The following is a 24,776-nucleotide window of genomic DNA, read 5'->3' as shown; positions in this document are numbered from 1 at the left end:
TTTTATACGAACCAGGAACGACGCCATGAGCAAGTCTGAAAACCTCTACAGTGCAGCCCGCGAGCTTATTCCGGGTGGCGTGAACTCACCTGTGCGCGCCTTCACCGGCGTGGGCGGTACGCCGCTGTTTATCGAACGTGCTGACGGCGCGTATCTGTATGATGTCGATGGCAAAGCCTATATCGATTATGTAGGTTCCTGGGGTCCGATGGTGCTGGGCCACAACCACCCGGCGATTCGTAACGCGGTAATCGAAGCCGCCCAGCGCGGCCTGAGCTTCGGCGCGCCAACCGAAATGGAAGTGAAAATGGCGGAGCTGGTGACCGAACTGGTGCCCACCATGGACATGGTGCGTATGGTGAACTCCGGTACCGAAGCCACCATGAGCGCCATCCGCCTGGCGCGCGGTTTTACGGGTCGCGATAAAATCATCAAATTCGAAGGCTGTTACCACGGCCACGCCGACTGTCTGCTGGTAAAAGCCGGTTCCGGCGCGCTGACGCTCGGCCAGCCAAACTCACCTGGCGTACCGGCAGATTTCGCGAAGCACACCCTGACCTGCACCTACAACGACCTGGCTACCGTTCGCGCGGCGTTCGAGCAGTATCCGCAGGAGATCGCCTGCATCATCGTTGAGCCGGTTGCGGGCAACATGAACTGCATCCCACCGCAGCCTGAATTCCTGCCGGGCCTGCGCGCCCTGTGCGACGAGTTCGGCGCGCTGCTGATCATTGATGAAGTCATGACCGGCTTCCGCGTAGCGCTGGCGGGTGCCCAGTCTTACTACGGCGTTGAGCCGGACCTGACCTGCCTCGGTAAAATCATCGGCGGCGGCATGCCGGTCGGTGCATTCGGTGGGCGTAAGGACGTGATGGAAGCCCTGGCACCAACCGGTCCGGTTTACCAGGCGGGCACGCTCTCCGGTAACCCTATTGCCATGGCTGCGGGCTTTGCCTGCCTGACCGAAGTGGCTCAGCCCGGCATTCACGAAACCCTGACCGACCTGACCACGCAGCTGGCAAACGGTCTGCTGGAAGCCGCGGAAGAGACCGGTATCCCTCTGGTGGTTAACCACGTGGGCGGCATGTTCGGGATTTTCTTCACCGATGCGAAAACCGTGACCAGCTATCAGGACGTGGTGAAGTGCGACGTTGAACGCTTCAAGCGCTTCTTCCACCTGATGCTGGAAGAAGGCGTGTACCTGGCGCCGTCCGCGTTCGAAGCGGGCTTTATGTCCGTGGCGCACAGCGAAGAAGATATCAATAATACCATCGACGCGGCGCGTAAGGTCTTTGCGAAGCTCTAAGGGTATTGCCGGGTGGCGCTAACGCTTACCCGGCCTACGATGTTCTCCCTCTCCCCCATGGGAGAGGGCATCAGGCCGCACCTGACTACCGGCTCTGCTTTCTCAACAGATAAATAAAATACGGCGCACCGATAAAGGTCGACAGCAGCCCCGCCGGGATCTGATAAGGGAACAGCACCATTCTTCCGCACCAGTCCGCGAACACCAGCATCACCCCGCCCGTCAGAGCCGACATCACAATATGCGGCATCGTCCGGCGAAATCCCATCATTCTGGCAATGTGCGGGGCCATTAATCCGACAAAACTCAGCGGTCCAATCGTCAGGGTTGCCACAGCCGTCAGGCACGCCGCCAGCAGCAGCAAGGCCACGCGCGCTGGCGTCAGCGCCATTCCTACCGCACGCGCGGTTTCGCCACCGAGCGGCAGAATAGTCATCCAGCGGCGGCACAGCGGCACAAACGCCAGCAGCACGAGCATCACCAGTCCGGACCAGACTACCTGGCTGCCGGTGGCGTTGTACGTCGAGCCAGAAATCCAGGTCAGGATCTTCGCCATACGCGGATCGCCGCTGGCCTGCAGCATCATCAGCAGCATCGTAAATGCGGTGCTGAGCGCCATCCCGGCCAGCAGCATGCGATGCGGCGAAAACCCGCCGCGACCGGCGGCTATAAGGATAATCATCAGCGTGACTGCCGCGCCGATACTGCCGGCAGGCATCAGCCAGCCAAACGCATTGCCTGGCACAAAGAACAGCATCAGCACCACGCCAAAGGCGGCGCCAGAGCTGATCCCAAGCACTTCAGGGCTCGCCATCGGGTTGCCGGTCAGACGCTGAATTATGCACCCCGCCACCGCCAGCATTACCCCTGCGATCAGCGCAGCGAAGATACGTGGCCAGCGCCACTGCAGCAGTTCATTGAGTAAATCACCCGTTGCCCAGTGCCAGCCCGAGGCATCGCGTCCGAATGAGAGTGCCGCGAACGAGGCGATAATCAGCACCGCCAGACCGGCAAGGCTAAACCACAGCACCGACCGACGTTCAGCGTAGACTTTATCGCCCGCGTCCATCGCCGGTGCGCTCATGCTGCGCAGGCGCGGGAGCAGCCACAGCAGCAGCGGTGCCCCGATAAGCGCGGTCACAGAGCCGGTGGATACTTCCCTCCAGACCTGCGCCAGCCAGAGAATAAGCTGATCGGAAAGCCAGAGGATCAGCGCCCCAATCAGCGGCGCCAGCATCAGACGCGTCAGTAAACGACGCGCTCCGAGCATTTTCGCCAGCAGGGGCGCAAACAGGCCGATAAACCCGATGATGCCAACCGCGTTCACCAGCAGGGCACTTAATACAATCGCCAGCGTCAGCGCCGCCAGGCGAGCCAGCGACAGCGCCAGCCCCAGGTTACGCGCCACGCCATCATCCAGCCCCATGAGCGTCAGAGGACGCAGGAGCAGCAGCGTCAGCACAACACCGCCAGCCAGCTGCGGCCACAGGCGCTGCACAATGCTCCAGTCGGTCTGGGTGAGCGTGCCGGTACTCCACAGGAACATGCTTTGCAGCTGATCGTGGTGGAACAGCACCAGCAGCTGGTTAATCGCGCCACAGTAGAGGCTCACCACCAGCCCGGCCAGAATAAGCGTTACCGGAGAAAGGCGCTTGCCCCAGGCCACGCCAAAGACCAGCGCGCCCACCACGCACGCCCCCGCAAGTGCCGCAAACTGCGAGGTTAACGCTCCCGGCAGCGCCCACAGCGTGGTGACGGTGATCCCAAGCTGTGCGCCGGTCGCGACGCCGAGCGTGGTTGGCTCTGCCAGCGGATTACGCAAAACCTGCTGGAACAGCACACCCACCAGCCCTAAACCGGCGCCGACTAAAAGGGAGATCGCCAGACGCGGCAGCAGGCTGTAGTGGAACAGCATCTGCTGAATATTGTCGATATCCGGCGAGGCCAGAGCGGCCCCCCACTGCGCGCGGGGTAACGCCGTCGAGAGGTTGAACCCGGTTAATACCAGCGCAACCAGAAAAAGCAGGGATAGCAGCAGCGCCGGGAAGCGGGCAATACGCGTACTCATGCTTTACCTCCCAGGGCGTTATCCAGCACGCGGGCAAAATGCATGGCCGACAGCGTCGCGCCGTAGAACCAGACCGCCGGGGCGCGCTGGAAGCGCTGCTCACGCACAAACGGCATCGCCTGCCAGAGCGGAGTCGCCATCAGGGTTTGCATGGCGCGTTCGTTGCCGTGGTCGAAACACAGCACATCGACATCGCGAAACGCCGCCAGACGATCGATACCCACCGCGGTACTGCCCCAGAACGTCATCTCCCCTTCCCAGGCATTGCGAATGCCGAAGCTATCGAGCACCTCCTGGAACAGGCAGTTTTTACCGAAGACCAGCATATGGCGGGCATCCAGCAGCGTCACCATCAGCAGCGGACGATCGCCCCGGTTGGCAAAGCGCGGCTTCAGGGAGTCGATCAGGGCATCAAATTCATCGAGATGCTTTTTGGCCTCGACCTCGCGGTTGAGGAAACGCGCCATCTCGTTAATCGAGTTTTTCGCCATGGCCAGCGGTTTTTTACCGTCGCTGAAGGCGAATCCACGTCCTGGCGCAATGCGCGCCATGATCTCCTCTGACGGACCGTAGCCCGCTGACCAGAACATGAACGAGGGTTTCATCTGGGTGAGCAGTTCAAGGTTTGGCTCCGTACGCAGGCCGATGTCGATCACCGAGTCCGGCAGCTTCGGCTCGTTCACCCAGAGGTTATAGTTAGGAATGTCCGCCACGCCATAGGGCGTGACGCCAAGCGCCATCATCAGCTCGACCGGCAGCCACTCCAGGGCCACAATACGGTGCGGATCGACGGCAGCCGCACGCGCCGTATTCATTTTTAACAGCAGCGGTGAGAGCGCCATCGCCGTCAGCAGGCGACGGCGGCTAATGCGTGCGTTATCCAGCATCAGTAGACAAAGCTCACCGGTGCAGCCCCGGCAGGGTGAGGCAGAATACCCATCGGAATACCGTAAATATGTTCCAGCGTCTCGCTGCGCATCAGCTCTGCCGGTGTGCCCTGGGCAATCATCTCGCCCCCGCGCAGCGCGACGAGGTAGTCACAATAACGCGCGGCCATGTTGATATCGTGCAGGACCGCAATGACCGTCAGACCACGCTGCTGGCTCAAGCGATGCACCAGCGCCAGGACGTCGACCTGATGCGCGATATCCAGCGCAGAGGTCGGTTCATCCAGCAGCAGACAGCGGCTGTCCTGCGCCACCAGCATCGCAATCCACGCGCGCTGACGTTCGCCGCCGGACAGGCTATCCACCAGACGGTGCGCCAGCGGTTTTAGCCCGACCAGCGCAATCGCTTCTTCCACCTTCTCTCTGTCGGCGACGCCGAAGCGCCCAAGCGCCCCGTGCCACGGATAACGCCCAATCGCCACCAGCTCACGCACCGTCATTCCTTCCGCCTGTGGCAGCTGCTGCGGCAGATAGGCCACTTTCCGGGCAAAGGCTTTACTGCTCCAGCTCTCCAGCGGTTGGTCATCCAGCAGAATATCGCCTTCTGAAGGCGGCTGATGGCGCCCCAGCATCTTGAGCAGCGTGGATTTACCGGAGCCGTTGTGACCAATCAGGCCCGTCACTTTACCGGCAGGGAACGTCAGAGAGAGCGGATGCAGCAGCGTGCGCCCGGGTACGCGAAAGGAGAGATGGTTGAGCGTAAAGGTGGTGTCGGGTTGCGTTTGAATATCCTGCATATCAGCCAACTTAAATAAAAAGGGCACGGCGAACCGTGCCCGAAGAGAGATTAGAAGCGGAAGGTCGCGGTGGCAACAACCTGACGTTCAGCACCCCAGAAGCAGCCGTAGGTATTGAAGCAGCTGGCAACGTACTCACGATCGAACAGGTTGTTCACGTGCAGCGCCACGTTTGAGCCCGCCATGCCAACGCGTGCCAGATCGTATCTGACCAGCGCATCGACAACGGTGTAGCTGCCCACCTTGAAGGAGTTCGCCGGATCGCCATAGCTTGAGCCCGTGTAACGTACGCCGGTACCCAGCGTCAGGCCAGACAGTGGGCCATCAAACATCGTGTAATCACCCCATACGGATGCCATGTGTTTAGGCACCTGCGCAGGCGTGTTGCCTTTGTAGTTCGTATCGGTGGTGTATTCCGCATCAGTGTAGGTGTAGGAACCGACGACGTTCACGCTCGCAGACAGGGCCGCTTTCGCTTCCAGTTCTACGCCACGCGCGCGGATTTCACCGCCTTCAACGGAGAAGAACGAGCCCGCCGGATCCGCCATCAGGTTGTTGGTTTTGGTTAGCTGGTATACCGCGCCTGTAACAACGATCGGACGATCGCTCGGCACGTATTTCACGCCCGCTTCGTACTGCTTGCCTTTAGACGGTGCAAAGACGTTGCCGTTCGCTCCGGTCTGAGAAGCCGGCTCAAACGACTCGCTATAGCTAAAGTACGGGGTGACGCCGTTATCGAACAGGTAGTTAACGCCACCGCGCCAGGTGAACTGCGTGTCATTACGCTCCGAGGTGGTATTTGACACGCGGTTGTAGGATTCCTGATTGGCCCAGTCGTATCGGCCACCCAGCGTGACCAGCACTTTGTCCCACTCGATCTGATCCTGAGCGTAAACGCCGGTCTGCTTTTGCTTGTTCAACACCTGATAGGCACCTGACGGGCCAGGATGTGAGCCGAAATCGAAATCGCTACGATCGAGGTTATAGATATCAGATGGCGCAACGGAACCGGCATAGCCGAACCATGAGTCGATGTCATTACGCATGCGCATGAAATCCACACCCGTCAGCAGAGTATGATCGAGTGAACCCGTCGCGAACTTGCTCTGCAACTGCGTATCAACAGTGAAGTTTTCCAGCTTCTCGTTATCGATCACATACTGGCGAGTCAGCGTATGGCCCCACTGCGACTGAGGAACGCTCGCGCAAGGGCTGGATGCCGGATTGCTCGAATAGAGCGGATCGGAACACATACCGTAGCCGTAAACGCTGTTTTGCGAGGTCTTATTCTGCGCATAGCGCAGATTCTGACGCACGGTAAAGGTATCGTTAAACTCGTGGTCGAAGCTGTATCCCACCATTTTCTGGTTACGGGAATAGGTATTGTTCTTCGCACCTTCGTTGAAGTTCGTCGGCAGACGATCGCCGTTCGGCAGCGGATCAACCGTCCCCTCTTTTGGCAGCCAGCCGTAATAGCCCGTTTCCGGCTCGTTCTGGAAGTAGGAGAGGAACGTGAAGGTGGTTTTATCATCCGGACGCCAGGAGAAAGATGGCGCGATGGCGTAACGCTGCTCGCCCTTACCTTCCTGCTGGGAATTATTCGAACGCGCAACGCCCGTTAAGCGGTAAGAGTAAACGCCGTCATCGTCAATTGCATCGCTAAAGTCGAACCCGGTCTGGAACAGGCTATCCGTGCCGACTTTGAACTGGATCTCTTTCAGCGGCTCGGTGGTTGGGCGCTTGCTGACCATGTTCAGCAAGCCGCCAGGGCTGCTTTTGCCGTACAGAACGGAAACCGGACCGCGCATGATCTCGGCGCGCTCCAGCATATAAGGATCAATCACCGCGTCGTTATAGAAGTTCCCCTGCATTTTCATGCCGTCGAGGTAGTTATTCTGCGTCTGACCATCGGCCGCAAAGCCGCGAATAATCAAATAGTCATAGGTGTTAGACGCGCCGCGCGTGCCTACCGCAACGCCCGGCGTGTAGCTCAGGGCTTCTTTTACCGAGCGCGGCTGATGCAGCGCCATCTCTTCGGCCGTGACCACAGAAATAGACTGAGGAACCTTTTGAATCGGGGTATCCGTTTTGGTCCCGGTCGCGGATTGTCTTGCGGCGATGGTCGCAGCAGGCCCCCAGGCACTTTCCTGTGCCGCAGGGGCTGCGGTTACCGTAATGGTTTCTTCTTTTTTCGGGGCTTCGGCAGCATGTGCATAAGCCGACATGCCGGCAACCGCCGTGGCTACGACGACCGCGATTTTACGCAGCGACGTGTTAATTGGCTGAGCAGTATTGGAAAGCGCCATGTTGAATCTCTGATGTGAAAGTGAATGATAACGTAAACGAGAATTATTATTATGAGCGCCAGAATAATATGCGAAACGCTGGTTGCATAGCAAGCAGTAAGCACCCCTATGAGAATTAAGGGTTTAAGAAATAGACAAGAGAAAACGAAGGGTTAATCAGAGTTAAAGCGAGGGTTAACGAAATGAGTTTTACGGGTAAAAAGCCCCCTTCCGGGGAAGAGGGCTTTAAAAGGTTAGTTACCGCCAAACATGTCCTTAATCCAGCCCGCGACACCGTCGCTGTCTTTCTTCTCATTCTGCTGCTGCGGCTGTTGCTGCTGTTGCTGCTGCGGCTGAGAAGACTGATCGAACGGATTGCCCGTCGGCTGTTCAGGCTGGCTTTGCTGGCACAGCGAGTCCGGATTGGCCGTCCAGACTGGCAGGGTACGCATTCCGCCGCCGCAGACGAAGTTACCGGAACTGTCCACGCCCATATCGACAATGTCTTCCGGCGCAACCAGATTCAGCGGAACCGGGGACTGATTGGCCAGATAGCGCTGGTAAATCGACATCGCCCCGCTCGCCCCGTACAGTTTGGTCGGCTGGTTGTTGTCGCGGCCTACCCAGGTGATCACCACTTCACGACCATCAATACCTGCAAACCAGGTATCGACGTTGTTGTTGGTGGTCCCGGTTTTACCCGCCAGATGCAGACCCGGATACTTCGCACCCAGCTGACGCCCGGTACCGCGCTGCACAACCTGCTGCATCGTCCACAGCGTCATATAGGCGGCCTGAGCAGGAACGGCACGCTCCGCCTGCGGGAAGCTCTGATACAGCACGGAGCCATCTTCGGCAATCACCGAACGCAGAGCTGACAGCGGTGCGCGGTTGCCCCCGCTGGCAATGGTCTGGAATGCCTGGGCGACTTCGATCGGCGTCAGGTTAAGCGCGCCGAGGATCATCGCCGGCACCGGATGCAGCTGATCTTTCGACACGCCCAGTTTTTGCCAGGTATCGACAATCGCTGGCAGTCCCAGCGACATGCCCAGGTTCACCGTCGGTACGTTCATGGAGCGCGTTAACGCATCCACCAGCATCACCTGACCGCTGAACTGTTTATCATCGTTCTGCGGTGACCAGACCTGACCGTTAGGCTGGCGCAGGGAGATAGGCGCATCCGCAATCCAGGTATTCAGGCGATACTGATTTGGCTGACTCAGGGCAGTGAGGTAAGTTGCCGGTTTTGCCAGCGAGCCGATTGAGCGACGCGCCTGCATGGCGCGGTTGTAGCCCGCATACTGTGGCTCGGCACCACCCACCATTGCACGAACTTCGCCGGAATTACGGTCAACCACCACCATCGCGGTTTCAAGATCGGAGAGCTTACGCTGTTTCTTCAGCGCCGGAATGCCTTCCACCGCCGCTTTTTCTGCTGCATCCTGCGCCACGGAGTCAAAGGTGGTGAAGATCTTCACGCCGGAGAGATCTTTGACCTTATCGCCAAGCTTGCTTTGCAGCTCCTGACGCACCAGCTGCATAAACGCAGGCTGAGGCGAAATCACGCCGCCGCGCGGCTGCACGCCGAGAGGACGCGCGCTCAGCATGTCGTACAGCTCCTGGTCAATCACCTGCTGTTGTTGCAGCAGACGCAGCACCAGGTTACGACGTTCCAGGGCCAGTTTCGGGTTACGCCACGGGTTATAAATGGATGCCCCTTTCACCATACCCACCAGCAGCGCCTGCTGGTCCAGACTCAGCTCTTCCACCGGACGACCAAAGTAGTACAGACTCGCCAGCGGGAAGCCGCGGATTTCGTTATCCCCGCTCTGACCGAGGTAGACCTCGTTCATATACAGCTCAAGGATACGATCCTTGCTGTAGCGCGCATCCATCAGCACGGCCATGTAGGCTTCGTTCGCTTTACGCCAGTAAGAGCGTTCGCTGGAGAGGAACAGGTTCTTCACCAGCTGCTGAGTCAGCGTACTCGCCCCCTGCACGGTTCGACCGGCAGTCAGGTTAGCCAGCACCGCACGACCAATCGAGTAGAGGCTGATGCCATCGTGCTCGTAGAAGTGACGGTCTTCGGTTGCCAGCAGAGTATCGACCAGCAGATCCGGGAAGCCGTTACGCGCCACGAACAGGCGTTGCTCGCCGTTTGCCGACGAAAGCATGGTGATCAGACGCGGATCGAGGCGGAAGAAACCGAACTGACGGTTGTTATCCATGTTCTCGATGGTGTCGAGACGATCGCCGTCAAAGGTCAGACGCGCGCGCACCTGCCCCTCTTTGCTGTCCGGGAAATCAAACGGACGACGGATCATCTCAATGCTGTTGGACTGCACGGTAAATTCGCCAGGCCGCGTCATTTTTGACACCTGACGATACTGGGTGGCTTCCAGCAGTTTCACCATCTCGTTCTTCGTGATGGACATATCTGGCTCAAGGTTCACCATACGGCCATATACTGCCGCAGGTAGCTGCCAGACTTTACCGTCGATACGGCTGCGGATCTTCTGATCCAGATACACGCCGTAAATCGCCATCAGCACAACAAAAACAATAAACAGCTTCAGCAGCAGCCAGAACCAGCCGCGCTTGCCCCGAGGCTTACGCCCTTTGCCTTTTCCATTACGCGGCATCGGTTCTTCATCCTCATAATCGTCTTCATAGTCATCGTCATAGTCCTCATCTCTGAGGCGACGACGGCTTACCTTTTCTTTCGCCGGACGCGTGGGTTTTCCCTTACGTCCTATTGGCTCGCGGTCATTCCCCGCCATGCTTTTTCTCCGCAACTTTCAGGCGCAAAGGCCAGATTTTCTTTTCTTTCACAGGCCTGTGAAAGAAGAAATCTCTCAAAATTTGTTTTCTCCCTCTCCCCGTGGGAGAGGGCTGGGGTGAGGGCATCAGGCCGCACTCCCCCCTTTCATCTAACTTACGAATATTTCTTCGTTCGCCGCGTCGGCGCCGTATTCGCCGGATCGTCCGGCCAGACATGTTTGGGATATCGCCCCTTCATCTCTTTCTGCACTTCACGGTAGCTTCCCGCCCAGAACGCCCCCAGATCTCGGGTGATTTGTAATGGACGATGCGCAGGCGACAGCAGCTCAAGCACTAACGGCATACGCCCTTCCGCAATGGACGGCGTGGTGGCTTCACCAAACATCTCCTGTATCCGAACCGCCAGCGCCGGCGGATTATCCTCATGATAACGGATGGCAATCCGGCTTCCGGTCGGCACAGTGTAATGCCCTGGCAGTTCACTATCCAGACGTTGACGTAATGACCAGTCCAGTAAATTCTGTAACGCGGTCTTAACATCAAGCGCCTTAAGGGCTCGCAGAGAGTGTACGCCGCTCATTTGCGGCAGTAGCCAGCGCTCAAGCGTAGCGAGCAGCGTCTCGTCATCCATCGCAGGCCAACTATATTCCGGTAGCCACTTCGCGGCACAGTGCAGACGAATGCGGTACTGCTCCGCTTCCGGCGTCCAGTTCAGGGCGCTCAGCCCTTTTTCCCGAATGCCGTTCAGCATCGCCTGATGAAGCTCGTCTTCCGACGGCTTCGCCAGCGGCTTCGTTCCTAACGTCAACTTACCAATCTGGCTGCGACGAAAGGCCTTCAGCGTGCCCTGGGCGTCATCCCATTCCACGGTATCAGATTGCTGAAGCAGCTGCGGACAGGCACGCGTCAGGGCGTCAATCTCTACGGCAATCGCCTGCAGGATACGCGCATCCGGAGAATGGCTGCCCTGCAGCAACAGCGGGGCGATCAGCCATTCGTGACGCGTCAGCGCATCATCGCTGTCCAGCATCGCCCCCATGCCGTTTGCCAGCTGGTAGCGACCGTCCAGCCCGCGCCGACGCGCGATCCTGTCCGGGAAGGCCTGTGCCAGCAGGAAGGCAATCTTATCGCTGTCAGGCGATCCTCCCCGGCTATTCAGGCGTTTGCACAACTGCTGCGCCCGCTGCTGCCAGTTCCCCTGATTGCGCGAAAATGCCTGCCCCAGATCGCTGCTGCCACCGCGAGGCGGCTCCTCAAGAATAGCCGCCAGTTTTGCCGCCGTGGCAATTTCATCATCCCCTTGCGCGGCCACCAGCATCGCGGCCAGCCGCGGATCGTTGCCCAGCGCCGCCATTTTCTGGCCGCGCGCCGTCAGACGCTCGCCTTCCAGCGCGCCGAGCTGGGTCAGCAGGGTGCGCGCAGCGGTGAGGTTCACAACAGGCGGAGGATTAAGCCAGGTGAGCTGTTCAGGGTTCGGGCAGCCCCACTGGAGCAGATCCATCACCAGGCCAGACAAATCACTTTGTAAAATTTCCGGGGTGCTTTGCTGTGCAGCGCGTTCAGCCTGTTCCGCGCTGGTCAAATGCAGGCAGATACCCGGTTCAAGACGCCCCGCACGGCCCGCGCGCTGCACCATCGACGCCTGACTAATGCGCTGCGTCAGGAGTTTAGTCAGCCCGCTACGCGGGTCAAAGCTTGCCACTCTCTCCTGCGCGCTATCCACCACCAGACGAATGCCTTCAATGGTCAAACTGGTTTCAGCAATGTTGGTTGCCAGCACCACCTTGCGTTGCCCAACCGGGGCCGGAAGGATAGCTTTACGCTGATCCTGCAGCGACAACGCGCCGTAGAGCGGACAAAGCAACACATCGCCGGCTACACGGGTAGAAAGCTGCTCCTGCACGCGCTGGATTTCACCGACGCCCGGCAAAAACAGCAGCAGGGAACCGGGTTCCTGACGCAGCAGCTCAGCGGTGGCAATGGCGACGGCCTCGTCAAAACGCTGATGGGAAGGAAGCGGCTGATAGCGGCGATCAACCGGAAATGCCCGCCCCTCTGAGCTGATGACCGGCGCATCGGGTAATGCCTGTCGTAGCCGCTCGTTATCCAGCGTGGCCGACATAATAAGCAGCCGGAGATCGTCGCGCAGCCCCTGCTGCACATCCAGCAACAGGGCGAGAGCCAGATCCGCCTGCAGGCTGCGCTCGTGGAACTCATCCAGGATCACCAACCCGACGCCGTTCAGCTCCGGATCGTTTTGCAGCATGCGGGTGAGAATACCCTCAGTGACCACTTCAAGACGCGTGGTCGGGCCAACGCAGGTCTCGGCACGCATCCTGTAACCTACCGTTTCGCCCGGTTTTTCATTCAGCAGTTCCGCCAGACGCTGCGCCACGTTGCGCGCGGCCAGCCTGCGCGGCTCCAGCAGAATAATTTTCCCGCTGATGTTTCCGTCTTTCAGAATCTGCAGCGGCAGCCAGGTAGACTTGCCCGCGCCTGTAGGGGCATTCAGCAAAACCTGCGGGGCATGGTGTAAGGCAGCGAGAAGCTCAGGAAGAATGACGGCGACCGGCAATGAGGACACTAACAGCTCCAGAGGGTTAACATTAGTCGGCGTACATTGTAGCATCGGCGCATATCATTACCGAGTCCTCCGTATGTCTGAGTCGAAACGGCTGTTTTTTGCCATTGAATTGCCCACCACGATACAGCGTCAAATTGTTCGCTGGCGCGCCGATCGCTTCCCGCCGGAGGCAGGCCGCCCTGTCGCGGCCGCTAACCTGCACATGACGCTGGCCTTTTTGGGCGACGTGAGTGCCGAAAAGCAACGAGCGTTAGCCGCAATGGCCGGGCGTATTGCCCAGCCTGAATTTACGCTGCACCTCGACGACGCGGGTCAGTGGCTGCGTTCGCGCGTGGTCTGGCTCGGCACGCGCCAGCCACCGCGCGGATTATTGCAGCTGGCGAATATGCTGCGCGCGCAGGCCGCGCGCAGCGGGTGTTATCAGAGCCCGCAGCCGTTTCATCCACACATCACGCTGCTGCGCGATGCCGGTCAGGCCGTTGCCATCCCGCCGCCGGGTTTTCACTGGGCCTTTCCGGTCAACGGATTCGCGCTTTACGAATCCGTCTTTGCACAGGGACGCACCCGCTATACGCCGCTACAGCGCTGGACGCTGGGCAACACCGAAAGGAATTCTGATGAAGTTTAGTCCTCCTCTGCAGCACGCTACGCTTATCCAACGCTACAAACGCTTCCTCGCCGACGTGATCACCCCCGAAGGGGTACAGCTCACCCTGCACTGCCCCAATACCGGCGCCATGACGGGCTGTGCGACACCGGGTGACAGGGTCTGGTATTCCACTTCTGAAAATACTAAACGCAAATATGCCCATACGTGGGAAATGACCGAGACGCAAGACGGGGCATTTATTTGTGTGAATACCCTACGTGCCAATCAACTGGTTAAGGAAGCGCTGACCCATGGCACAATTCCTGAACTGGTAGGATATGGCACGCATAAAAGTGAAGTGAAATATGGCGATGAAGGCAGCAGAATTGACTTCATGTTACAGGCGGAAGACAGGCCGGAGTGCTATATTGAAGTGAAATCAGTGACGTTAGCGGAACAGGAAAATGGCTACTTCCCGGATGCGGTAACGCTACGTGGCCAGAAGCATCTGCGAGAGCTAATGAGTGTTGCGGCGGCGGGCAAACGCGCCGTATTGCTGTTTGCGGTGTTGCATTCAGCCATTGAACGTTTCTCCCCTGCCCGCCATATTGATCCTAAATACGCGCAATTGTTGAATGAGGCACAAAAGCAGGGGGTAGAGGTTTTCGCTTATAAAGCGGAACTTTCTGCCGATAATATGACTCTGATATCCTCTCTTCCCATTGTCTTATAAGGGATTAGACGATTGACGATTAAGTGTTCTGGCCGCGTGCGCAAATACGCTTTTCCTCACAGGCTTGTCAAGTGTTACGTTTAGATAATTGCCATCCGGAAAAGCATCTGCTATTTATAGCGACCTGATTTTTCCCCCAACACGGGGATCGATAGTGCGTGTTAAGGAGAAGCAACATGCAAGAAGGGCAAAACCGTAAAACATCGTCCCTGAGTATTCTCGCCATCGCTGGGGTGGAGCCGTATCAAGAGAAGCCGGGCGAAGAGTATATGAACGAAGCCCAGCTGTCGCACTTCAAGCGTATTCTTGAAGCATGGCGTAATCAACTCAGGGATGAAGTCGATCGCACCGTTACTCATATGCAGGATGAAGCTGCTAACTTCCCGGACCCGGTAGACCGTGCCGCTCAGGAAGAAGAGTTCAGCCTCGAACTGCGTAACCGTGACCGCGAACGCAAACTGATCAAAAAGATCGAGAAAACGCTGAAAAAAGTCGAAGACGAAGATTTTGGCTACTGCGAATCCTGCGGTGTTGAAATTGGCATTCGTCGCCTGGAAGCGCGTCCAACCGCCGATCTCTGCATCGACTGTAAAACGCTGGCCGAAATCCGCGAAAAACAGATGGCCGGTTAACACCAGCGCTGTTTACACACTTCAAAGGCGGGAGTCTCTCCCGCCTTGTTACTGTTGATATGTCTGAATCACACTATATTGGGCGCTTCGCGCCATCTCCTTCCGGTGAATTACACTTCGGCTCATTAATTGCCGCGCTCGGCAGCTACCTGCAGGCTCGCGCCCGCCAGGGAAAATGGCTCGTTCGCATTGAAGATATTGACCCTCCGCGTGAGGTTCCCGGTGCTGCAGAGACGATTCTGCGTCAGCTGGAACATTACGGTCTTCACTGGGATGACGAGGTGCTCTGGCAGTCAAAACGTCACGAGGCTTATCGGGAACGTCTGGCCTGGCTTCGCGCTCAGGGACTTTCCTATAACTGCACCTGTACCCGCGCGCGCATCCAGAGTGCAGGCGGCGTTTATGACGGCCACTGCCGTACGCTCAACCATCCTCCGGAAAATGCAGCCGTGCGCATCAAGCAGTGCTCCCCGGTGACGCGCTTTACCGATTTACTCTCCGGTGAAATTCATGCCGATGAACGTCTGGCGCGTGAGGATTTTATTATTCACCGTCGCGATGGTCTGTTTGCCTATAACCTGGCGGTGGTGGTGGACGATCATTTTCAGGGCGTGACGGAAATTGTGCGCGGAGCAGACCTGGTCGAACCGACCGTGCGACAAATATCGCTCTATCACCAGTTTGGCTGGGCGGCACCGGACTACATTCATCTGCCGCTGGCGGTCAATGCGCAGGGCTTTAAATTGTCAAAGCAGAACCACGCCCCGGCCCTGCCAGACGGCGATCCGCGTCCTGTTTTGATCGACGCGCTGCGATTTCTCAACCAGAATATAACCAACGAATGGCAGGATCTGCGTATTGACGAACTGCTGAATATGGCCATTGCCAACTGGACGCTCGCGGCAGTGCCAAAAATCCAGCATTCTCAAATGCGTTGCGCTGAGCTATGATTAGCCGCTTTTTTCATAACAAAACACACTACGAGGTGTACCATTTTTACCCGAGTCGCTAATTTTTGCCGTAAAGTGCTAAGCCGCGAAGAGAGCATGGCGAACGACGCTATTGCACAGCCACACATGTCGGTTATTCCGCGTGAGCAGCACACGATTTCCCGCAAAGATATCAGTGAAAATGCCCTCAAGGTGCTCTATCGTCTGAATAAAGCGGGCTACGAGGCCTACCTCGTGGGCGGTGGAGTGCGTGATTTACTGCTGGGCAAAAAACCGAAAGATTTCGACGTGACGACCAGCGCCACGCCTGAGCAGGTACGCAAATTATTCCGTAACTGTCGTCTCGTTGGCCGCCGTTTCCGTCTGGCTCACGTGATGTTTGGGCCGGAAATTATCGAAGTGGCGACCTTCCGCGGCCACCACGAAGCGGGCGTATCGGATCGCACGACGTCACAGCAGGGCCAGAACGGCATGCTGCTGCGTGATAACATCTTCGGTTCCATCGAAGAAGATGCCCAGCGCCGCGATTTCACCATCAACAGCCTTTATTACAGCGTGGCGGATTTCACCGTGCGCGATTACGTCGGCGGCATGCAGGACCTGAAAGAAGGTCTGATCCGTCTGATCGGCACGCCGGAAACGCGCTATCGTGAAGATCCCGTGCGTATGCTGCGCGCCGTGCGTTTTGCCGCCAAGCTGGATATGCGCATCAGCCCGGAAACGGCAGAGCCGATTCCGCGTCTGGCAACGCTGATTAACGACGTGCCGCCTGCTCGTCTGTTTGAAGAGGCGCTGAAGCTGCTGCAGGCCGGCCACGGCTTTGAAACCTATAACCTGCTGCGCGAATACAACCTGTTCCAGCCGCTGTTCCCGACCATTACCCGCTACTTCACTGAAAGCGGTGATAGCCCAATGGAGCGGATGATTGCGCAGGTGCTGAAAAATACCGATACCCGTATTCGCAACGACATGCGCGTCAATCCGGCGTTCCTGTTTGCGGCGATGTTCTGGTATCCGCTGCTGGAAACGGCCCAGCGCATCACTCAGGAGAGCGGGCTCGCCTACTATGATGCCTTCGCGCTGGCCGCAAACGACGTGCTGGACGAAGGCTGCCGTACGCTCGCTATTCCGAAACGTATTACCACGCTGGTGCGCGATATCTGGCAGCTTCAGTTGCGTATGTCTCGTCGTCAGGGCAAACGCGCCTGGAAGCTGATGGAGCATCCAAAATTCCGCGCCGCCTTCGATCTGCTGTCGCTGCGTGCTGAAATTGAACGCAATCAGGAGCTGCAACGCCTGTCCCAGTGGTGGGCCGAATTCCAGGTTTCCGCCCCGCCGGAGCAGAAAGATATGCTCACCGGGCTGGATGAAGAGCCGGAACCGCGTCGCCGCCATCGTCGTCCGCGCAAACGCGCGCCGCGTCGTGAAGGGACAGCATGACCCTCGCGTACATCGCCATCGGCAGTAATTTAGCCTCTCCGCTGGAGCAGGTTAACGCTGCCGTACAGGCGCTGGGCGAGATCCCACAGAGTCGGATCGTAGCGGTCTCCTCGTATTACCGCACTCCGCCGCTGGGTCCGCAGGATCAGCCTGATTATCTCAACGCCGCTGTAATGCTGGAAACAGCCCTTAATGCCGAAACGCTGCTGGACAATACTCAGCGCATCGAACTACAGCAGGGCCGCGTACGCAAAGAAGAACGCTGGGGACCGCGCACGCTGGACCTCGACATTATGCTGTTTGGTCACGAGACCATTAACACTGAACGTCTCACCGTTCCGCATTACGACATGAAAAATCGCGGGTTTATGCTCTGGCCGCTCTTTGAAGTCGCCCCCGCTCTCATCTTCCCGGACGGCACCCCACTTAAGTCCATTCTGGACGGCCTCAACGCGGAAAGACCCGCCCACTGGTGATCCGGTCCCCTGCCGATTAGCCTCAAAGTAATTGTGGCTAATCGGTTACCTAAAATCATTGTTCCCTCGAATGTTACTGTTAGAATGCGCAAAGATTCGCTTTTGGGCTATCAGGAAACAGTATGAAACCAACCACCATCTCCTTACTGCAGAAATGCAAACAGGACAAAAAACGCTTCGCCACCATCACCGCGTATGACTACAGCTTCGCCAAACTCTTTGCCGAAGAGGGTATCAACGTCATGCTGGTCGGAGATTCGTTAGGGATGACGGTACAAGGACATGATTCCACCCTGCCGGTCACGGTTGAGGATATCGCTTACCATACCCGCGCCGTGCGCCGCGGTGCCCCAGCCTGCCTGCTGCTCTCCGATCTGCCGTTTATGGCCTACGCCACGCCGGAGCAGGCATTCGAAAACGCGGCAGCGGTGATGCGCGCCGGGGCCAATATGGTCAAAATTGAAGGCGGCGCGTGGCTGGTGGAGACGGTGAAGATGCTCACCGAACGCGCCGTGCCGGTGTGCGGCCATTTGGGCCTGACGCCGCAGTCCGTCAACATCTTCGGTGGCTATAAGGTGCAGGGCCGCGGTGACGCCGCCCAGACGCTGTTTGATGATGCCCTGGCGCTGGAAGCCGCAGGCGCGCAGCTGCTGGTGCTGGAGTGCGTGCCGGTTGAGCTGGCGAAGCGTATTACTGAAGCCTTGTCGATTCCGGTGATCGGTATTGGCGCGGGCAACGTGACCGACGGTCAGATTCTGGTGATGCACGACGCCTTCGGCATTACCGGCGGGCATATTCCGAAGTTTGCCAAAAATTTCCTCACCGAAGCGGGCGACATGCGCGCCGCGGTCAGGCAGTATATTGCCGACGTTGAATCCGGTGTTTACCCGGGTGAAGAACACAGTTTCCATTAAGGAGTCTCGTTGTGCTAATCATTGAAACCCTGCCGCTGCTGCGCCAGCATATCCGTCGCGCGCGTCAGGAAGGTAAACGTATCGCACTGGTCCCGACCATGGGCAACCTGCATGACGGCCATATGAAGCTGGTCGATGAAGCAAGAGCCCGTGCAGATATCGTGGTGGTCAGTATCTTCGTTAACCCAATGCAGTTTGACCGCGCCGACGATCTGGCACGCTATCCGCGCACCCTGCAGGAAGATTGCGAGAAGCTGAAAAAACGCCATGCGGATATTGTCTTCTCTCCGGCACCGTCGGACGTGTATCCGCAGGGTACGGAAGAGGCCACTTACGTTGACGTACCGGGCATTTCCACCATGCTGGAAGGCGCAAGCCGCCCGGGTCATTTCCGCGGCGTGTCGACCATCGTCAGCAAGCTCTTTAACCTGGTGCAGCCGGACGTTGCCTGCTTCGGTGAGAAAGATTTCCAGCAGCTGGCGCTGATCCGCAAAATGGTCGCGGATATGGGTTACGATATTGAGATTGTCGGCGTGCCGATTGTACGCGCCAAAGACGGTCTGGCGCTCAGCTCGCGAAATGGCTATCTGACCGCCGAACAGCGTAAAATCGCGCCGGGCTTAAGCAAGGTCATGAACACCATGGCGGAGCAGGTTCTGGCAAAAGAGTTGACCGTGGAAGAGATCGTCGCCCTCGCCGAACAGGCGCTGAACGATAAAGGTCTTCGCGCTGACGACGTACAAATTCGTGATGCTGATACGCTGCTGGAATTTACTGAAACCAGCAAACGTGCGGTGATCCTGGTAGCGGCATGGCTTGGCCAGGCTCGTCTGATTGATAATAAAGTGGTTGAGCTGGCGTAGTTCTGGCCCTTGATAATGAAAGGTAAACGTAATGATTCGCAAAATGCTGCAAGGTAAGCTTCACCGTGTGAAAGTCACCCAGGCCGACCTGCACTATGAAGGCTCCTGCGCCATTGACCAGGATTTCCTTGATGCTGTGGGGATCCTTGAAAACGAAGCGATTGATATCTGGAACGTCAACAACGGCAAACGTTTCTCAACCTACGCCATTGCCGCCGAGCGCGGGTCTAAAATCATCTCCGTTAACGGCGCGGCAGCGCACTGCGCGGACGTGGGTGATATTGTGATTATCGCCAGCTTCGTGATGATGTCTGACGAAGAAGCGCGTCGCTGGCAGCCGAAAGTGGCCTACTTCGAAGGCGACAACGACATGAAACGCACGGCGAAGGCGATCCCGGTTCAGGTTGCATAAGCACTACCCCTGCGGCTGATTGCTAATCAGCCGCGACATGGTCTCCAGCGAATCCGTTCTTAATATGTACAACCGCTTCAGTAAGAACGGATTATCCCCAGGCTTCACCTTCCCTTTCACCGTTGTCACCGCAAGATGGAAACCGGCGTCATTCGCCGCCTTTATCGCTTTATTGTCGTAGCCGCCAAACGGATAGGAAAGATAAAGCACGCGTGGATTAAACTGCGCCAGCGCGCGACGCGAGCGTTCAAAATCAAACAAAATTACGTGATAGCTGCGGCTCAGTAAGATCGGGTGTTTGTATCCATCAACGCGATGCAGAAAATGGGTGTGAGACTGAATGTCGAACACATCCTGAATGCCCTTAATCTCCTGCACGCTCATAAACTGCAGTGATTTAGGGTCCCACTTCTGCGCATGGCCTTTGATGCGGGAAGAGATAATAAACGCGGTGGCCTTGAAGCCGTACTCTTTCAGCACCGGATAGGCATAGCGGCTGACCGATTTCAGGCCGTCGTCAAAGGTAATCACCACCGATTTTGCTGGCAGGTTCATTTTGTTACGCACGTACCCTTCCAGCTGATACATCGTCAGGGTGGTATAGCCCTGATCGCGTAACCAGGCCATCTGGTTGTTGAACGCGCGTACGCTGGTGGTCGTAGACGTATGTCGAAAACGGGTGTTTTCTTCATCACGCAGAATATGATGGTAGGTCAGAATCGGAAGTCCGTTATCTTCCTGCGCATCCAGGCTGCTGATCCACGCCAGTCGGTTGCCGATGCGGATCTGGAACCAGGTCTGATTCAGACGGTCTTTCAGTTTGTTCAGTATCGGATAGCGCAGATTGGCGCTTAATGTACCGAACGGTGCGCTACCGCCGGAAGGCGCGTTATACACCGGCGTATCTTTCCAGGTAATCAGGTTCTGGTTGCTCAGGGGTTTATTGAGATCCCCGAGGCTGTCCTCAACGCGCTGTTTCCCCTGAACCGGCTCAAGGTGCCCCTTGTCGATAAACCCCGTACCAAAACCGAAGCGAAATTCGTAGTAGTCCGCCGCCGCGGGCACAACGGCCAGGATCTGTCCGGCGCGCACGTTACCCACGTTGATGACGCTGTTCCCCACCTGCGCCCAGATCGCCGCGTCTTCGGTGGTTTGCATATACTGGGCAGGCAGCGTTTGCTGGCTGAGTAAACTGGCTGAGCTGACGCCGGAAATGAGCGTCAATAGCAAGAAAAGAATACGCGGTAGCATGGTGTCTTAATCGGTGCGGGAAACTGCCGCTATTGTAACAAATGAGACATCAATACCAACGTTTAATTCTTATACAGGTCATGGAGCAGGACGAAGGGTGGATTTTTTTGCTGCTGATGCCACAAGCTGCTGACGCCCGGAACGCCCTGCGCCACGATGGCATGGCGAAACTCAGCGCTGCTTAATAATTCACGCTGTGGATACATTAACGCCAGCAGGGCGAAGTTGATCCCCGAGATGACTTCACAGCACGCATGCTTATGGCTCAGCAACGCGGCTGTGCGGTAAGGCGCCGCGCCCGATTTATCGGTCAAAAAAATCACGCCATCACCGGTGTCCGTTTCATGCAGGGCATCGCACATCATGCGGCTGAGCATGTTGGTGCTCAGCCCGCGCCAGTAGTTTACCGCCCGGCACTGCGCCAGCGGGCCAAATTTGGCTTCAAGCTTATCCAGCATTTCCTGCGCCTGTTCATCGTGGCAGGTGATAACCCATCCCAGCATAACTCTCTCCTTAGCAGGCAAGTAGTTTAGCGGAGTGAAGGTTAGCTTTCGGTGATAACTGTCAAAGAAAGTGCCCGGCAAACAGAACGTCGCCGGGCAGAAGATTAGCTGCGCAGACCGCGTCCGCGCTGGATCAGATACCAGCACAGCAGGTAGAAGGCGATGATGAATACCACAAGCACCGCCACCGTGGTAAACAGCGGCACGTCAGTGATGCCGAGGAAACCAAAGCGGAAGCCGCTGATCATGTAGACAATCGGGTTCAGGTGCGACAGCGCCTGCCAGAACGGTGGCAGCAGCGTCAGGGAGTAGAACACCCCGCCGAGATAGGTCAGCGGCGTCAGCACGAAGGTCGGGATCAGGCTGATATCGTCAAACGTTTTGGCGAACACGGCATTCAGCAGACCGGCCAGTGAGAACAGGATCGCCGTCAGGAGCAGCGTCAGCGCGACAAAGAGCCACGAGTGGACCTGGAACGGCACGAAGAACAACGAAATCGCCGTGACCAGGATCCCCACGCACAGCCCGCGCGCCACGCCGCCGCCGACATAGCCCGCGATAATGACGTGCGTCGGCACCGGGGCCACCAGCAGCTCTTCAATATTGCGCTGAAACTTGGCGCTGAAGAATGACGACGCCACGTTGGCATAAGCGTTGGTGATCACCGCCATCATAATCAGGCCCGGCACGATAAACTGCATATAGGTAAAACCGTGCATCTCACCAATCCGGGAACCAATCAGGTTACCGAAGATGATGAAGTAGAGCGTCATCGTGATGACCGGCGGCACCAGGGTTTGCACCCAGATACGCATAAAGCGGTTAATCTCTTTCGCCCATATACTTTTCAGCGCGACCCAGTAAAGATGCGTCATGCCTTGTCTCCTTGTTTGTCATGTACCAGAGAGACAAACAGCTCTTCCAGTCGGTTCGCTTTGTTACGCATACTTAAAACCTGAATCCCCTGCGCGCTCAGCTGCGAGAACACGCTGTTAATCCCCTGCTCGCGCAGCACTTCCACTTCCAGCGTCGAGGTATCCACCAGACGATAGTTGTAACCTTCAAGTTTTGGCAGCGCGCTTTTAGCCGCCAGATCGAGAATGAAGGTTTCGGATTTCAGCTTGGAGAGCAGATTCTTCATCGAGGTGTTCTCCACCAACTCACCGTGCTGAATGATGCCGATGTTGCGGCACAGCATTTCAGCCTCTTCCAGGTAGTGGGTGGTCAGAATAATAGTGGTGCCTTTATCGTTGAGATCTTTCAGGAAGCCCCACATGGAACGGCGAAGTTCGATATCCACGCCCGCCGTCGGTTCATCGAGGATCAGCAGTTTTGGCTCGTGCATCAGCGCACGGGCAATCATCAGGCGGCGCTTCATCCCACCGGACAACATGCGCGCACGTTCGTTACGCTTTTCCCACAGGTCGAGCTGCTTGAGGTATTTTTCGCTACGCTCCAGGGCCTCTTTGCGCTCAACGCCGTAATACCCCGCCTGGTTAACAACAATCTGCTGCACCGTCTCGAACGGGTTAAAATTGAACTCCTGCGGTACCAGCCCCAGCTGGCGCTTGGCGTTCACCACATCTTTTTGCAGGTCGTACCCAAAGACGCTCACCCGGCCGGACGTTTTATTGACCAGCGAGCTGATAATCCCAATGGTGGTCGATTTCCCCGCCCCGTTCGGCCCCAGAAGCGCGTAAAAATCGCCGGCCTCTACTTTCAGATCTATTCCGCGTAGCGCCTGAACGCCACCCGAATAGGTTTTTTTAAGCTGCTCAAGCTCCAGTGCAATTGCCATGAAATTAACTTACCTTCAGTTCTTACACACGTTGTGTGGTTTCATAAAAAGTCGGGTTACCCTATAGTAGCGCAACGCAATAACTCGGTTACAGGTCGCTAACCTCCATGAACAACATAGATACACTCATCAGCAACAATGCACTATGGTCAAAAATGCTGGTGGAGGAAGACCCCGGATTTTTTGGAAAACTCGCGCAGGCTCAGAACCCACGCTTTCTCTGGATTGGATGTTCCGACAGCCGCGTACCGGCGGAGCGGCTGACCGGCCTTGAACCCGGCGAACTGTTTGTTCACCGCAATGTCGCCAATCTCGTGATTCACACCGATCTCAACTGTCTTTCTGTTGTTCAGTATGCCGTGGACGTTCTGCAAGTCGAGCACATCATCATTTGCGGCCATTATGGCTGCGGCGGCGTGCAGGCGGCGGTTGAAAACACGGAACTGGGGCTCATCGATAACTGGCTACTGCACATCCGCGATATATGGTTCAAACATAGCTCACTGCTGGGTGAAATGCCGCAGGAGCGTCGACTTGATACCCTTTGCGAGCTGAACGTGATGGAGCAGGTGTATAACCTGGGCCACTCAACAATCATGCAATCAGCGTGGAAACGCGGGCAGAAGGTTTCTGTCCACGGCTGGGCGTACGGTATTCACGATGGTCTGCTGCGCAATCTGGAAGTGACCGCCACCAACCGCGAAACGCTGGAGCAGCGTTACCGTTCGGGCATTGCCAACCTCAAGCTTAAGCATGTGAACCATAAATAAGTGCATGTTAAAAAGCCGGGTGGCGGCTGCGCCTTACCCGGCCTACATGTGCCCATTCGTAGGCCCGGTAAGCGTAGCGCCACCGGGCAACAAACCGCAACTACTCGTCCAGCAATACCACTTTCCCGACATACGGCAGATGACGATAACGCTGCGCGTAGTCAATGCCGTAACCGACGACGAATTCGTCCGGAATCGAGAAGCCCACGAACTCTACCGGCACCTGCACTTCACGACGGTCAGGTTTATCCAGCAGTGTACAAATCGCCAGAGATTTTGGCTCACGCAGGCTCAGGATCTCGCGCACTTTTGACAGCGTGTTGCCGGAGTCAATAATGTCTTCAACGATCAACACATCTTTGCCACGAATATCTTCATCCAGATCTTTCAGGATTTTCACATCACGGGTGGTGGACATGCCGCTGCCGTAGCTGGAGGCGGTCATAAAATCGACCTCATGGGGCACATGCACTTCACGGCACAGGTCTGCCATGAACATGAAAGAGCCGCGCAACAGACCGACCAGCACCATTTCGCTGCCGCTGTCCTTGTAATGTTCGGTGATTTGACGACCCAGTTCGGCGATACGCGCTTTGATCTCGGCTTCCGGGATCATCACTTCAACAGTATGTTTCATATTACTAACCAAATGATTTTAATGAAAATCTCTCAATACGGATGAGTTAATATCCAGCACTGATACGCAAGCCAGCCATTATATCAGCAAATGGATAACC

Annotated in this window: 22 protein-coding genes; 11 read left to right on the top strand and 11 right to left on the bottom strand. The window is 57.0% G+C overall.

Annotation, left to right across the window (positions count from 1 at the left end; genetic code table 11):
• Positions 1-25: 25 nt before the first annotated feature.
• Complete coding sequence (hemL, locus tag V1566_RS06895) at positions 26-1,306, top strand: glutamate-1-semialdehyde 2,1-aminomutase (protein ID WP_213329168.1); 1,281 nt, start codon at positions 26-28, stop codon at positions 1,304-1,306.
• An 85-nt stretch (positions 1,307-1,391) separates the two neighbouring features.
• On the opposite strand, the gene fhuB is transcribed toward hemL, so the two are convergent.
• From fhuB to hrpB, 6 genes are all read right to left on the bottom strand, one after another.
• Positions 1,392-3,374, bottom strand: a complete 1,983-nt coding sequence (gene fhuB / locus V1566_RS06890; RefSeq protein ID WP_395305430.1) for a Fe(3+)-hydroxamate ABC transporter permease FhuB — start codon at positions 3,372-3,374, stop codon at positions 1,392-1,394.
• A complete protein-coding gene (fhuD, locus tag V1566_RS06885; RefSeq protein WP_213329171.1) occupies positions 3,371-4,261 on the bottom strand; it encodes a Fe(3+)-hydroxamate ABC transporter substrate-binding protein FhuD in 891 nt (296 codons plus the stop codon). The genes fhuB and fhuD overlap by 4 nt, the downstream gene beginning before the upstream one ends.
• The gene (fhuC, locus tag V1566_RS06880; protein ID WP_033144663.1) at positions 4,261-5,058 is read right to left on the bottom strand and encodes a Fe3+-hydroxamate ABC transporter ATP-binding protein FhuC; all 798 of its coding nucleotides are present in this window, start codon (positions 5,056-5,058) and stop codon (positions 4,261-4,263) included. Before fhuC ends, fhuD begins: the two co-directional genes overlap by 1 nt.
• Before the next feature lie 50 nt (positions 5,059-5,108).
• Positions 5,109-7,364: a ferrichrome porin FhuA gene (gene fhuA / locus V1566_RS06875; RefSeq protein WP_395305429.1), complete on the bottom strand. Its 2,256-nt coding sequence runs from the start codon at positions 7,362-7,364 to the stop codon at positions 5,109-5,111.
• Between the two features lie 233 nt (positions 7,365-7,597).
• On the bottom strand, positions 7,598-10,123 hold the full coding sequence (gene mrcB / locus V1566_RS06870) for a bifunctional glycosyl transferase/transpeptidase (RefSeq protein WP_248238547.1): 2,526 nt from the start codon (positions 10,121-10,123) through the stop codon (positions 7,598-7,600).
• A gap of 155 nt (positions 10,124-10,278) precedes the next feature.
• Positions 10,279-12,708, bottom strand: a complete 2,430-nt coding sequence (gene hrpB / locus V1566_RS06865) for an ATP-dependent helicase HrpB (RefSeq protein WP_395305428.1) — start codon at positions 12,706-12,708, stop codon at positions 10,279-10,281.
• 73 nt (positions 12,709-12,781) lie between these two features.
• Between hrpB and thpR the strand changes: the two genes are divergently transcribed.
• The 9 genes from thpR to panD all read left to right on the top strand — a co-directional run bounded on the left by thpR (position 12,782) and on the right by panD (position 19,717).
• A complete protein-coding gene (gene thpR, locus V1566_RS06860) occupies positions 12,782-13,336 on the top strand; it encodes an RNA 2',3'-cyclic phosphodiesterase (protein ID WP_395305427.1) in 555 nt (184 codons plus the stop codon).
• Positions 13,326-14,030, top strand: a complete 705-nt coding sequence (gene sfsA / locus V1566_RS06855; protein WP_395305426.1) for a DNA/RNA nuclease SfsA — start codon at positions 13,326-13,328, stop codon at positions 14,028-14,030. The genes thpR and sfsA overlap by 11 nt, the downstream gene beginning before the upstream one ends.
• Positions 14,031-14,206: 176 nt before the next feature.
• On the top strand, positions 14,207-14,662 hold the full coding sequence (gene dksA / locus V1566_RS06850; RefSeq protein WP_001155232.1) for an RNA polymerase-binding protein DksA: 456 nt from the start codon (positions 14,207-14,209) through the stop codon (positions 14,660-14,662).
• A gap of 59 nt (positions 14,663-14,721) precedes the next feature.
• Complete coding sequence (gluQRS, locus tag V1566_RS06845) at positions 14,722-15,612, top strand: tRNA glutamyl-Q(34) synthetase GluQRS (RefSeq protein ID WP_395305425.1); 891 nt, start codon at positions 14,722-14,724, stop codon at positions 15,610-15,612.
• Positions 15,613-15,654: 42 nt separating this feature from the next.
• Positions 15,655-17,052, top strand: a complete 1,398-nt coding sequence (gene pcnB / locus V1566_RS06840) for a polynucleotide adenylyltransferase PcnB (protein WP_071789389.1) — start codon at positions 15,655-15,657, stop codon at positions 17,050-17,052.
• A complete protein-coding gene (gene folK / locus V1566_RS06835) occupies positions 17,049-17,528 on the top strand; it encodes a 2-amino-4-hydroxy-6-hydroxymethyldihydropteridine diphosphokinase (protein WP_395305424.1) in 480 nt (159 codons plus the stop codon). Before pcnB ends, folK begins: the two co-directional genes overlap by 4 nt.
• Before the next feature lie 122 nt (positions 17,529-17,650).
• The gene (gene panB / locus V1566_RS06830) at positions 17,651-18,442 is read left to right on the top strand and encodes a 3-methyl-2-oxobutanoate hydroxymethyltransferase (protein WP_395305423.1); all 792 of its coding nucleotides are present in this window, start codon (positions 17,651-17,653) and stop codon (positions 18,440-18,442) included.
• Positions 18,443-18,453: 11 nt separating this feature from the next.
• Entirely contained in the window at positions 18,454-19,305 is an 852-nt protein-coding gene (gene panC, locus V1566_RS06825; protein WP_219324647.1) for a pantoate--beta-alanine ligase, read from the top strand.
• Positions 19,306-19,336: 31 nt separating this feature from the next.
• Positions 19,337-19,717 (top strand): aspartate 1-decarboxylase, encoded by a 381-nt coding sequence (gene panD / locus V1566_RS06820; protein WP_395305422.1) that lies wholly within the window; start codon positions 19,337-19,339, stop codon positions 19,715-19,717.
• A gap of 3 nt (positions 19,718-19,720) precedes the next feature.
• Here panD and V1566_RS06815 read toward each other — a convergent pair whose 3' ends face one another.
• The 4 genes from V1566_RS06815 to V1566_RS06800 form a co-directional block, all read right to left on the bottom strand.
• Positions 19,721-20,968, bottom strand: a complete 1,248-nt coding sequence (locus tag V1566_RS06815; protein WP_395305421.1) for a polysaccharide deacetylase family protein — start codon at positions 20,966-20,968, stop codon at positions 19,721-19,723.
• A 62-nt stretch (positions 20,969-21,030) separates the two neighbouring features.
• Positions 21,031-21,471 carry a PTS sugar transporter subunit IIA gene (locus V1566_RS06810; RefSeq protein ID WP_395305420.1) on the bottom strand — a complete coding sequence of 147 codons (441 nt, stop codon included), beginning with the start codon at positions 21,469-21,471 and terminating at the stop codon, positions 21,031-21,033.
• A gap of 104 nt (positions 21,472-21,575) precedes the next feature.
• Positions 21,576-22,346, bottom strand: a complete 771-nt coding sequence (locus tag V1566_RS06805) for an ABC transporter permease (protein WP_023334536.1) — start codon at positions 22,344-22,346, stop codon at positions 21,576-21,578.
• On the bottom strand, positions 22,343-23,269 hold the full coding sequence (locus V1566_RS06800; protein WP_048974999.1) for an ABC transporter ATP-binding protein: 927 nt from the start codon (positions 23,267-23,269) through the stop codon (positions 22,343-22,345). The genes V1566_RS06805 and V1566_RS06800 overlap by 4 nt, the downstream gene beginning before the upstream one ends.
• A 107-nt stretch (positions 23,270-23,376) precedes the next feature.
• Between V1566_RS06800 and can the strand changes: the two genes are divergently transcribed.
• Complete coding sequence (can, locus tag V1566_RS06795) at positions 23,377-24,039, top strand: carbonate dehydratase (protein WP_395305419.1); 663 nt, start codon at positions 23,377-23,379, stop codon at positions 24,037-24,039.
• Positions 24,040-24,139: 100 nt separating this feature from the next.
• Here the strand turns inward: can and hpt are convergent, their stop codons facing one another.
• The gene (gene hpt / locus V1566_RS06790; protein ID WP_008501948.1) at positions 24,140-24,676 is read right to left on the bottom strand and encodes a hypoxanthine phosphoribosyltransferase; all 537 of its coding nucleotides are present in this window, start codon (positions 24,674-24,676) and stop codon (positions 24,140-24,142) included.
• Between the last annotated feature and the right edge of the window lie 100 nt (positions 24,677-24,776).

The organism is Enterobacter sp. ECC-019, assembly GCF_043974075.1.
GTDB lineage: Bacteria > Pseudomonadota > Gammaproteobacteria > Enterobacterales > Enterobacteriaceae > Enterobacter > Enterobacter asburiae_D.
The sequence above is the reverse complement of the archived record's forward strand: the minus strand, read 5'-3'. Positions and strand labels throughout refer to the sequence as shown.